The 11,436-nt window shown below is 66.4% G+C and carries 10 protein-coding genes and 1 pseudogene; 4 read left to right on the forward strand and 7 right to left on the reverse strand.

The window, feature by feature from the left end:
• Positions 1 to 24 precede the first annotated feature (24 nt).
• From tpiA to AX767_RS02495, 6 genes and pseudogenes are all read right to left on the reverse strand, one after another.
• Complete coding sequence (tpiA, locus tag AX767_RS02470) at positions 25 to 780, reverse strand: triose-phosphate isomerase (RefSeq protein WP_068628342.1); 756 nt, start codon at positions 778 to 780, stop codon at positions 25 to 27.
• Positions 781 to 785: 5 nt separating this feature from the next.
• Positions 786 to 1,784, reverse strand: a complete 999-nt coding sequence (locus AX767_RS02475; RefSeq protein WP_068628344.1) for an NAD(P)H-quinone oxidoreductase — start codon at positions 1,782 to 1,784, stop codon at positions 786 to 788.
• A gap of 99 nt (positions 1,785 to 1,883) precedes the next feature.
• Complete coding sequence (gene pnp / locus AX767_RS02480) at positions 1,884 to 4,199, reverse strand: polyribonucleotide nucleotidyltransferase (protein ID WP_068628346.1); 2,316 nt, start codon at positions 4,197 to 4,199, stop codon at positions 1,884 to 1,886.
• A 194-nt stretch (positions 4,200 to 4,393) separates the two neighbouring features.
• Positions 4,394 to 4,660 carry a 30S ribosomal protein S15 gene (gene rpsO / locus AX767_RS02485; protein WP_068628347.1) on the reverse strand — a complete coding sequence of 89 codons (267 nt, stop codon included), beginning with the start codon at positions 4,658 to 4,660 and terminating at the stop codon, positions 4,394 to 4,396.
• Positions 4,661 to 4,873: 213 nt separating this feature from the next.
• Positions 4,874 to 6,034: a pyridoxal phosphate-dependent aminotransferase gene (locus AX767_RS02490; protein ID WP_068628349.1), complete on the reverse strand. Its 1,161-nt coding sequence runs from the start codon at positions 6,032 to 6,034 to the stop codon at positions 4,874 to 4,876.
• 14 nt (positions 6,035 to 6,048) lie between these two features.
• Positions 6,049 to 7,328 (reverse strand): annotated as a pseudogene (locus AX767_RS02495) (branched-chain amino acid ABC transporter substrate-binding protein).
• 260 nt (positions 7,329 to 7,588) lie between these two features.
• Here AX767_RS02495 and AX767_RS21765 point away from each other — a divergent pair.
• Both AX767_RS21765 and AX767_RS02505 read left to right on the forward strand, forming a co-directional pair.
• On the forward strand, positions 7,589 to 7,825 hold the full coding sequence (locus AX767_RS21765) for an Hsp20 family protein (RefSeq protein WP_237288527.1): 237 nt from the start codon (positions 7,589 to 7,591) through the stop codon (positions 7,823 to 7,825).
• 70 nt (positions 7,826 to 7,895) lie between these two features.
• Positions 7,896 to 8,600, forward strand: coding sequence for an alpha/beta hydrolase (locus AX767_RS02505; RefSeq protein ID WP_068628351.1), 705 nt, complete (start codon positions 7,896 to 7,898; stop codon positions 8,598 to 8,600).
• Here AX767_RS02505 and tsaD read toward each other — a convergent pair.
• Positions 8,560 to 9,597 (reverse strand): tRNA (adenosine(37)-N6)-threonylcarbamoyltransferase complex transferase subunit TsaD, encoded by a 1,038-nt coding sequence (tsaD, locus tag AX767_RS02510; RefSeq protein WP_068628353.1) that lies wholly within the window; start codon positions 9,595 to 9,597, stop codon positions 8,560 to 8,562. The two genes, AX767_RS02505 and tsaD, sit on opposite strands and share 41 nt — an antisense overlap.
• A 65-nt stretch (positions 9,598 to 9,662) precedes the next feature.
• On the opposite strand from tsaD, the gene AX767_RS02515 reads away from it, so the two are divergent.
• Together AX767_RS02515 and AX767_RS21230 are read left to right on the forward strand one after the other, a co-directional pair.
• Positions 9,663 to 10,934 (forward strand): nitrate regulatory protein, encoded by a 1,272-nt coding sequence (locus AX767_RS02515; RefSeq protein WP_068628355.1) that lies wholly within the window; start codon positions 9,663 to 9,665, stop codon positions 10,932 to 10,934.
• A gap of 205 nt (positions 10,935 to 11,139) precedes the next feature.
• A complete protein-coding gene (locus AX767_RS21230) occupies positions 11,140 to 11,346 on the forward strand; it encodes a hypothetical protein (RefSeq protein ID WP_156480938.1) in 207 nt (68 codons plus the stop codon).
• The last annotated feature ends 90 nt before the right edge of the window (positions 11,347 to 11,436 follow it).

The raw sequence follows: 11,436 nt of genomic DNA on the forward strand, positions 1-11,436 counted from the left end.
TTTGATAGCAGCCCGCGCCTGTGTTCAGGCGGCTGCGGCAATGATTTGCAGAAAGTCTGCGGCTTTGAGCGACGCGCCGCCGATGAGGCCGCCGTCGATGTCGGGCTGGCCCAGCAACTCGGCAGCATTCGCCGCGTTCATGCTGCCGCCGTAGAGGATCCGGATGCCCGCGGCGTGTTCGCTTGCCGCGTGGTGCAGCTGCGCACGCAACAATGCATGCACCGCCTGCGCCTGCGCGGGCGTGGCGGTCTTGCCGGTACCGATCGCCCAGATCGGTTCGTAAGCCACGACGATCTCACTGATGCAGTGGCCGTTGACATGGATGATCGCCGCCAGTTGGCGCTTCACGACCTCTTCGGTCTGCCCTGCGTCGCGCTGCGCCAGCGTTTCGCCCACGCACACGATTGGCATGATGCCGTTGGCCAATACAGCGGCGGCTTTGGCGGCCACGCCTTCGTCGGTTTCACCGTGGTACTGACGACGCTCCGAATGGCCGACGATGGCATAGCGCACACCGAAATCCTTCAGCATGACCGCCGACTGCTCCCCGGTGAAAGCGCCCTGCGGATGGGCCGACACATCCTGTGCGCCGAGGGCCAGCGACGAGCTGGCCACCAACGACTGCACCTGCGCCAGATACGGCGCGGGCACGCACAGCGCAACATCGCACGCCGGCGCACCGGCGCCCTGCAACAAGGCCTTCACGAGCGCCTCGTTCGCCGCCAGGCTGCCGTTCATCTTCCAATTACCGGCGATCAGCTTCTTCTTTGTCATCGTCATCGCACTCACCACGTCAGCACGATCTTGCCGATGTGCTCGTTGGACTCCATGAGGGTGTGCGCCTGCGCCGCACCACTCGGCTCGCCGATGGCGGCGAACGTGCTGTGGATCACCGGCTGGATCGCCCCGGCTTCCAGCAGCGGCCACACCTTTTCGCGCAACGCCTTCGCGATCGCGCCCTTGAACGCGATCGGCCGCGGCCGCAATGTCGACCCCGTCACCGTGAGGCGACGGCGCAACAGCACGCCCGCGTTGAACTCCGCCTTGACGCCGCCCTGCACCGCGATGATCACGATGCGGCCGTCCTCGGCCATGCAATCGATCTCGCGCGCCACATAGTCGCCGGCGACCATGTCGAGCAGCACGTCGACGCCCTTGCCGTCGGTCAAACGCTTGACCTCGGCCACGAAGTCGGCCTTCTTGTAGTTGATCGCGTGATCGGCGCCCAGCTTCAGGCAGGCGTCGCACTTCTCGTCCGAGCCGGCCGTCACGATCACCGTGGCGCCGAGCGCCTTGGCCAGCTGGAGCGCCGTCACGCCGATGCCGCTCGATCCGCCCTGGATCAACAGCGTCTCGCCTTTTTGCAGGCGACCGCGTTCGAACACGTTGCTCCACACAGTGAAGAACGTCTCCGGCAGCGAAGCCGCTTCCAGCGTGCTCCAGCCACGCGGCGCGGGCAGGCACTGCGCGACCGGGGCGACGCAATATTCGGCGTAACCGCCGCCTGCCACCAGGGCGCACACGAGGTTGCCGATGGCGAACCCTGCCGCGGCCATGGCCTCGGCATCGCCCGCCACGATCTCGCCGGCCACTTCGAGGCCCGGCAAGTCGGAGGCGCCCGGCGGCACCGGGTAGTGGCCCATGCGTTGCAGCACGTCGGGCCGGTTCACGCCGCTGGCCGCCACGCGAATCAACAGTTCACCCACGCCGGCCACCGGCTGCGGACGCTCCGTCACGCGCAGCACCTCAGGGGCGCCGAACGAAGAGATTTCAATGGCTTTCATGGTCTTTTCGGGGCTGCAGCGCCTGCAAGACAGGCGCAGACTGCTATCAAAAAAGATAGCGGCGGCTTCGTCGAGACGAGGCCGCCGCATCCGGTCGACTTACTCCTGCGATTCGCGCGGAGCGTGCTCTGCGGCAGGTGCCGGCGAGTCGTTGCGCGGTGCGTCGTTGCGCGGTGCATCGTTGCGTTCGCCTTCGAAGCGCGGCGGACGGTCGCCACGCGGTGCGCGGTCGCCACGGTCTTCACGCGGGCCACGGTCGCTGCGCGGCGGACGGTCGCCGCGGTCTTCGCGCGGTGCACGTTCCTGGAATTCCATGCCGGCCGGACGCTCGGTCAGGGCCTTCATCGACAGCTTGACGCGGCCCTTTTCGTCCGTCTCGAGGACCTTGACCTTCACGATCTGGCCTTCGCTCAGGTAGTCCTGCACGCGCTCGACACGCTCGTGCGCGATCTGGCTGATGTGCAGCAGACCGTCCTTGCCGGGCAGCAGGTTGATCAGTGCGCCGAAGTCCAGGATCTTCGTGACCGGGCCTTCGTACACCTTGCCGATTTCGACTTCCGCCGTGATCTGCTCGATGCGCTTCTTGGCGAGTTCGGCCTTTTCCGGGTCGACCGATGCGATCGTGATGGTGCCGTCTTCGTCGATGTTGATCGTCGTGCCGGTTTCTTCCTGCAGCCCGCGAATGACCGCGCCGCCCTTGCCGATCACGTCGCGAATCTTCTCGGGGTTGATCTTCAGCGTGGTCATGCGGGGCGCGAAGTTCGACACTTCGGTCTTGGCCTCGCCCATGGCTTCCTGCATCTTGCCCAGGATGTGCATGCGCGCTTCCTTGGCCTGAGCCAGGGCGACCTGCATGATTTCCTTCGTGATGCCTTGGATCTTGATGTCCATCTGCAGCGCGGTGATGCCGGCGGTCGTGCCGGCCACCTTGAAGTCCATGTCGCCCAGGTGATCTTCGTCGCCCAGGATGTCGGTCAGCACCGCGAAGCGGTTGCCTTCCTTGATCAGGCCCATGGCAATACCGGCGACGTGCGCCTTCATCGGCACGCCGGCATCCATCATCGACAGGCAACCGCCGCAGACCGAAGCCATCGACGACGAGCCGTTCGACTCGGTGATTTCGGACACGACACGCACCGTGTACGGGAATTCTTCCTTGCTCGGCAGCACGGCGACGAGCGCGCGCTTGGCCAGACGGCCGTGGCCGATTTCGCGGCGCTTGGTCGAGCCCATGCGGCCCACTTCGCCGGTGGCGAACGGAGGCATGTTGTAGTGGAACAGGAAGCGGTCTTCGTACTCGCCGGCCAGTGCGTCGATGCGCTGTGCGTCGCGTTCGGTACCGAGCGTGGTGATCACCAGCGCCTGTGTTTCGCCGCGGGTGAACAGCGCCGAACCGTGGGTGCGTGGCAGCACGGAATTGCGGATCTCGATCGGGCGCACGGTGCGCGTGTCGCGGCCGTCGATGCGGGGTTCGCCTTCGAGGATCTGGCTGCGGACGATCTTGGCTTCGATCTCGAACAGCAGGTCGTTGACCTTGCCGGCGTCGAACGGCTCGCCGGCGTCTTTGAGCGCCGCCATCACACTGGCGTTGGCTTCACGCAGGGCTTGCGTGCGCGCTTGCTTGCTGCGGATCTGGTACACGGCGCGCAGCTTTTCTTCGGCCAGGCCCTTGACCTTGGCGATGAAGGCTTCGTCCTTGGCGGCAGGCTGCCAATCCCACACCGGCTTGCCGGCGTCGCGCACGAGTTCGTGGATCGCGTTGATCGCGATGGCGGCCTGCTCATGGCCGAACACCACGCCGCCGAGCATGATTTCTTCGCTCAGTTGCTGGGCTTCGGACTCGACCATCAGCACGGCCGCTTCGGTGCCGGCGACGATCAGGTCCATCTGCGAATCCTTGCGCGCCGTCTGGCCCGGGTTCAGCACGTACTGGCCGTTGACGTAGCCCACGCGGGCGGCGCCGATCGGGCCGCTGAACGGGATGCCGGAGACCGACAGCGCGGCGGACACGCCGATCATGGCGGCGATGTCGGCATCGACCTCGGGGTTGAGCGACAGCGTGTGGATCACCACATGCACTTCGTTCAGGAAGCCTTCAGGGAACAGCGGGCGGATCGGGCGGTCGATCAAGCGGCTGGTCAGGGTTTCGTGTTCGCTGGGCTTGGCTTCGCGCTTGAAGAAGCTGCCGGGGATCTTGCCGGCGGCGTAGGTCTTCTCGATGTAGTCGACGGTCAGCGGAAAGAAGTCCTGGCCCGGCTTGGCGGTCTTGGAAGCGACCACGGTGGCCAGGATCACGGTGCCGTCGATCTCGACGGTGACGGCGCCGCCAGCCTGGCGGGCGATCTCACCGGTTTCCATGACGACGGTCTTGTCGCCCCACTGGAAGGACTTGGTGACTTTGTTGAAGAGGCTCATTTTTGCTCCTGTTTTGATAGCGAGGTACCCAGACCCCGCGGGCGTTGGAGCGCTTTTTCAGAACACGATGCCATTCCAGCGAAACCCGCCCGGGGATTCCTTGGAATGACACAGCGTCGCTCTGTTTTGCGGCTCCGAAGTAAAAAACGCCTGAGCTAGCGGACTAACTCAGGCGTTTTTGCATGCGATTCGAATTACTTGCGCAGGCCCAACTTGGCGATCAGCGCGGCGTAACGCTGGACATCCCTGGACTTCAGGTAGTCGAGCAACTTGCGGCGGCGGCTCACCATGCGCAGCAGACCACGACGACCGTGATGGTCCTTGGCGTGCGTCTTGAAGTGAGGCATCAACTCGTTGATGCGGGCGGTCAGCAGTGCGACCTGCACTTCAGGACTGCCGGTGTCGTTGGCGGCGCGGGCGTTGTCTTTGACGACTTCAGCCTTGATGGACGATGCGATCATGTTTGATTTCCTGTTCCGGTTTGTTTGACTTGCGGTGTGCGCTGGAACTGCATACACCGTGCGCCTTGCGGCAATGAACCCGGGATTATAGCCCGCCCCCAGGCTGCGCGCACTTCGTGTCGCTTCTCCAACCCCCTACCGGGGGCGGCGCCAGCGGCCCGGCGAAGCCGGTTCCGCGGCACCCCACCCACAAAAGCGGGGCCTGCGGCCCGCTTACCTTTGAGCGGCCAGCCAGCGCTTCAGGCGCTCCACGCCCTCAACCAGCCGCTGCGGGTCTTTGGAGGCGAAGCACCAGCGCAGCCAGCCTTGCGCTTCGGGCGCGAAGGCGTTGCCCGGGGCGAGGCCGAGGCCGGCCTCGGTCACCAGGCGCTTGGCCACGTCGAGCGAATCGTCGAAGCCTTCGAGGCGGAAAAAGGCATACATGCCGCCCTTGGCGGGCACCACCTGCACACCGGGCACCCGGGCCAGCAGCGGCAGCAGCGTGTCGCGGCAGTGCTTCAGGTGGGCCACCACGCGCGGCGTGATGTCGTCGGTGTTCTTCAGCGCGGCGATCCCGGCGCGCTGGGTGAACACGCTGGCGCACGAGGTGTTGAACTCGATCAGCTTGCCCAGGTCGTCCATCAGCGCGGGCGGCAGCACCAGCCAGCCCAGGCGCCAGCCCGTCATGAGGAAGCTTTTGGAAAAGCTGTGCGCCACCACCAGCCGGTCGTCCGGCGCGGCGATGTCCAGGAAGCTCGGCGCGCAGCCGTTCGGCGACGGCTCGAAGTACAGCCGCTCGTACACCTCGTCGGCCAGGATCCAGGTGCCAGTCGCGCGGCAGTGGTCGAGGATGGCGCGCTGCTCGTCGCCGGTCAGCGTCCAGCCGGTCGGGTTGTTCGGCGCGTTGACGATCAGGAGCTTCGTCTTGTCGGTCACGGCGCGTCGGAGCGCCGCCATGTCGAGCGTCCACTCGCCTCGCACCGGCACCAGTGGCAGGCAGCGCACGGTGGCGCCCATGATGGCCGGCTGGGCCGTCAGGTTGGGCCAGACGGGCGTGATGGCGACCACTTCGTCGCCCGCGTCGACCAGCGCCTGCACCGCCAGCATCAACGCGTTCACGCCGCCCGACGTGACCGCGATCCGCCCGGCGTCGACGCGCGGATGCAGCCGGCTCGTGTAGACGGCGATCGCTTCGCGCAGTTCGGGCAATCCGAGGTTGTGGGCGTAGAAGGTCTCGCCCCGATTCAACGAATCGATGGCGGCCTCTCGGATGACTTCGGGCGTGACCTCGTCGCTCTCGCCGAACCAGAAGGCCAGCACGTCGCTGCGGCCGAGGCCGGCGTTGGCCACTTCACGGATCTTGGAGGCTTCGAGGTTCTGGATGGCGCTGCGCATGGTGGTTCTCGTGTTCAGGGACGCTGCATTTTGCAAGTCGTCGGCAATTCTGCGCGGGAGGCTTCGACGTTCTTGATCACGCGAAACCCGAAGCCCGACCCCTCGACGTCGAAGGGCACGCCGGGCGCGCCCTGCCGGTCCATCACGCCGACGACGAGCGGCTGCTGGAACTGATGGTCCGCGGCGCGCATCTGGCCGGTGCGGCCGCTCAGGCTGACCCGCACCTTTTCGAGCTGGAGCGCCACGGGCTGCGCCTCCACGCTGCCGGCCTGTTCGATCGCTTGCGCGAGGGCCTCGACCATGAGCTGCATGCGCATGTGCACGTAATCGTCCGACGGGTTGGGAAAGCGTTGGCGAAACGCGCGATAGAACGTGGCCGACTCCGGCGTCTGCACGTTCGGCAACCAGTCGGCCACCGCGATCACCTTGCCGATGCCGGCCTCGCCGATGGCAGCCGGCGCGCCGAGTGCGTTGCCGTAGAACGTGTAGAACTTGCCTTCGAAGCCGACCTCGCGTGCGGCCTTCACGAGCAGCGTCAGGTCGTTGCCCCAATTGCCGGTGATCACCGCCTGCGCGCCGCTCGACTGGATCTTCACTGCATAGGGCGCGAAGTCTTTCACGCGGCCCAGCGGATGGAGTTCGTCGCCGACGATCTGCACATCGGGACGCTGCACGCCGAGCTGCCGGCGGCTTTCGCGCAACACCGCCTGGCCGAAGCTGTAGTCCTGCCCGATCAGGTAGACGCGCTTCACGTCGCGATCGTCCTTCACCACGTCCATGAGCGCGGCCACGCGCATGTCGGCATGGGCGTCGAAACGGAAGTGCCAGAAGCTGCAGCGCTCGTTGGTCAGCACCGGATCGACCGCCGAGTAGTTGAGGAACAGCACGCGGCGCGACGGGTCGCGCTCATTGTTCTTGTCGACCGCGTCGAGCAGCGCGGCCGCGGTCGCCGACGAGTTGCCCTGCATGACGACGCGCGCACCGTTGTCGATGGCCGAACGCAACGCCGACAGCGCCTCTTCGTTCTGGCCCTTGCTGTCGTAGCGATCGAGCTGCAGCGGCCGCGCCCCGCCGGCAACTTGATGCCGCCACGCGCGTTCACGCGTTCCACGGCCCACAGCAAATTGCGAAAGACAGCCTCGCCGGTATTGGCGAAAGGGCCGCTCAAACTTTCGATCAGAGCGATGCGGATGGGTGCCGGGGCCTGCGCGCGCGCCGTCAACAGCACTGGCGCGCCTAGCGCCAGCGCACCGAATTTCAAGGCCCGGCGACGCCAAATAAAGGTGGAATTCATTCTCTTGAAACGGGTACCGGCGTGCCTAGATGAGGTGGCAAGCGGCACGCATGAATGGAGGGGCCGCGCAGTGTACGGGACACACGTTTCTTGTCCCCGTTGAGTTCATTGCTTCAAGGAATCACCATGTTTTTCGCACCCGCCACCCGCACCGCCCGCCTCGCCCGCGTTCCTACGATCGCAGCTTCGAGCGCTTCGTCAACGAAGCCTTCACCGGCGCCCGCCGCACCTTCGATGTCGCGCAGGACGAGACGAGCTGGATGCTCTCGCTCGACGTGCCCGGCCTGTCGCGTGAAGACCTCACCATCGGCATCGAAGGTGCCGTGGTCCGCATCGAGAGCAAGGCCGACGCCAAGCGCGCGGTGCGGGCGGCGTATGAGTTTCCGCTGGCCATCGACACCAGCGTGAGCGAAGCCAGGCTCGAGAACGGCGTGCTGACCCTGAAGCTCGGCAAGCTGCTGCCGGTCAGCAACGTCACGCAGTTGCCGATCAACTGAGCGTGCGCACCCGGAAGCCGGCGACCGACCGTCGCCGGTTTTTTCGTTTCCGAACCGCACAATCGGGGCGATGCGAACGCACCTCCAACGGGCCGATGGCCACACCCGCGCCGACACCCTCCTCGTGTTCTTGCCGGGTGCGTTCCTGCCGCCCGAAGCGTTCGAGCGCGAAGGCTTCGTGAGCGCAGTGCGTGAGCGCCACCTGGCGGCCGACATGCTGCTGGTCGATGCCAACGTGTCGTACTTTCACGACCAGACCTTCGTCGAGCGGCTGAGCGCCGACGTGATCGTGCCGCAGCGTGCGGCGGGCTACCGGCAGATCTGGCTGGTCGGCATTTCCATCGGGGGTTTCGGAGCGCTGATCCACGAATTGGCGCGACCCGGTGCGGTGGACGGCATCGTCGCGCTCGCGCCCTACCTGGGACGGCGGCCGCTCGGCGCGGCCATTCACAAGGCCGGTGGGCTGCGCGCCTGGCGGGCGCCGGAGGGTCCGCCGCCCGACGAAGAACTCGACCGCCAGCTGTGGCCCTGGCTGCAGCAATATGCGGCGCCGCCCGCCACGAAAAAGCTGCCACCGCTTTACCTGGGATTCGGCCTTGCCGATCGCTTCGCAGCGAACCATCGCCTGCTGGCCGATGCGTTGCCCGACGGGCGGGTGTTCACCACCGAGGGTGGCCACGACTGGCCGCAATGGTCGCGGCTCTGGCGCAAGGTGCTCGACGTGCTGCCGCTGGCTAGGACACGGCCAGGGCCGTCATGGGCCAGCGCGGCTTGACGTCAAACGCATAGCGCGCCGTCGCTTGCGACAGCCCCGACTGCAGGCGCATCGCCGCGGCCATCGCGATCATGGCGCCGTTGTCGGTGCACAGATGCAGCTCGGGGTAGTGAACCCGAACCCCACGCCGGGCACAAGCCGCGTTCAGTTGCTCCCGCAGCGATTGGTTGGCACCCACGCCGCCGGCCACGACCAGGCGGTCGAGCCCGGTCTGCTCCAAGGCCTTCATCGATTTCTTCAGCAGCACTTCGACGATCGCGGCCTGCGTCGACGCTGCCAGGTCGGCCTTGCGCGCCTGCAGTTCGGGGCCGAGCTTTTTGGCTTGCGTCAGCACCGCCGTCTTCAGCCCGGCGAACGAAAAATCCAGATCGCCGCTGTGCAGCAACGGGCGCGGCAGCTTGAACGCGGTCGCGTCGCCCGCCTCCGCCAGTTTCGCGAGCCACGGGCCGCCGGGGTACGGCAAGCCCATCAGCTTGGCGCTCTTGTCGAAGGCTTCGCCGGCCGCGTCGTCGATGGTCTCGCCGAGCAGTTCGTAGCGGCCGACGCCGTCGACGCGCATCAGCTGGGTGTGACCGCCCGAGACCAGCAAGGCGACAAAAGGGAATTCGGGCGGGTCGATGCTCAGGAACGGCGACAGCAGATGCCCTTCGAGATGGTGCACGCCGAGCACCGGCTTGCCGAGCGACGCCCCCAGCGCGCACGCGACACCGGCGCCCACGAGCAACGCGCCCGCCAGCCCGGGCCCTTGTGTGTAGGCCACCACATCGATGTCCTTCAGCGAACGGCCGGCGTCCGCCATGACGCTTTCGGTCAGCGGCAGTACGCGGCGGATGTGATCGCGGCTGGCCAGCTCGGGCACCACGCCGCCGTAGGCCTGGTGCATGCTGATCTGGCTGTGCAGCGCGTGCGACAGCAACACCGGCAGCGTCTGGTCATGCGACTCGACCAGCGCCACGCCGGTCTCGTCACACGATGATTCGATTCCCAACAAGAGCATGGGCCGAGTGTAGGCGGCGCCCCAAAACCCCGTTTTGAGGCATGAATGTTGCTGCATGTCTTTTCATGAAATCCGGATTGAGCTTCCTCGTGGCCGCCCGCCGCTGCGAAATCGAGGAACTGGAACAACTCGCCCGCACCAGCGACCTCGTTGGCGTGATCGGCCGCCTGGTGCACGCGCTCCAGCGTGAACGCGGGCTGTCGAACGTGTTCATCGCGTCGCGCGGCCTGCGCTTTGCCGACCAGCGCGGTCAACAGATCACCGCGACCCGACAGGTCGAACAGGAAGTCCGCGCCGGTTTCGACGAGCTCGCCACGGATTCCCGCCGCGCCGGCAGCAGCGCGCGGCTTTTCAGCCGCATCGCCTGGGTGCTCCCGGGGCTCGATGCACTGCCCGAGCTGCGCCGCCGCGTCGGCGCCCTCGAACTCTCGCCCGCGCAGGCCACGGCCGCCGTGGTGAAACTCATCGCCGGCCTGCTGGCCGTGGTGTTCGAAGCGGCCGACGGCGCCACCGATCCCGAGATCTCGCGCCTGCTGGTCGCGATGTTCAACTTCATGCAAGGAAAGGAATTCGCCGGGCAGGAGCGGGCTTTCGGTGCGGCGGCGTTCTCGCTGGGCCGCACCGACGACGCGAGCCGCCATCAGTGGCTGCACCTCATCGAATCGCAGGAGCGCTGCTTCCAGGTGTTCACCGATTTCTCGACGCCGCCGCTGCTCGCGCTCTGGCAGCACAACCAATCGGACGCGACCCTGGCCGAGCTGGAACGGTTGCGCCGCATCGGCGCCTTGCCGGTCGGCCAGACGCTCGACCCGGCGCTCAGCCAGCCCTGGTTCGATTGCTGCACCCGCCGCATCGATGCGATGAAGACGGTCGAGGAGCATCTGGCGGCCGAACTGCGCGCGGGCTGCGGCCGAAAGACCGGGCAGGCGCGTGACGAGTTGCTGAAGTACCAGCAGATCCTCGACACGCTGGAGCAGCAGTCCGATGGCGCGGTCGCTGCGTCCGACGATCTGTTCTTCGACGAGGCGGTGAGCGGCGACGCGCCCGACGCGCCCTACGGCCGTCACCTGGAGCGCTCGGTGCTCGAGATGGTCCAGCAGCAATCGCGCCGACTGCAGGCGATGAGCGAAGAGCTTGAAACCGTGCGCGCCTCGCTCAACGAACGCAAGGTGGTCGAGCGCGCCAAGGGCCTGTTGATGGCGCACCGCCGCATGACGGAAGAAGAAGCCCACAAGATGCTGCGCCAGACCGCGATGAACCAGAACCGCCGGCTCATCGACGTGGCCGAGTCGGTGCTCGCCATGGCCGACTACCTGGCCGTGGATGCGCCGCGCTGAACGCGAGCGCGGACGCTTTGGTGCACCGCACAACAATCGTGCTCTCGCTCGTCTCTCGCCCGCATGCGGCCGAAGTGCTCGCCAACTCTTACCGTCTCGCTATCTTTTTCGTGGCAATGGGGGGTGTGCATGTTGCCGGCACACAGCTTGCGGCCGTCAAGACATCGGACCGAGGAGGTCTGAGGCAGGCGGCACCCAATGGCGGGTGTCTCCCACCGAACTGGACAAAGGCGTCCTTCGCCGCATGGGCTCGTTTTTCGACGAGCAGCCCGTGTGCGGTGAGGACGCCTTTTTCGTCTTCCGCACTTGCCCTTTTTCAGCGGAGTTCCCCCCCATGACCGATACGCAAACGACATTCAAGCTGAGCCGCCGCACCGTTTTGAAAACCGCCGCCCTCGGCGCCTGGGCATGAGCAGCGCTCAGCCTCCACTGCATCGGCATGCGCCAGTCGGCGGGCACCGCGAAGAACGCAGGTCTCATCAACCTGCACCGAACTGCAGGG

It is taken from the genome of Variovorax sp. PAMC 28711, from assembly GCF_001577265.1.
Taxonomy (GTDB): Bacteria; Pseudomonadota; Gammaproteobacteria; order Burkholderiales; family Burkholderiaceae_C; genus Variovorax.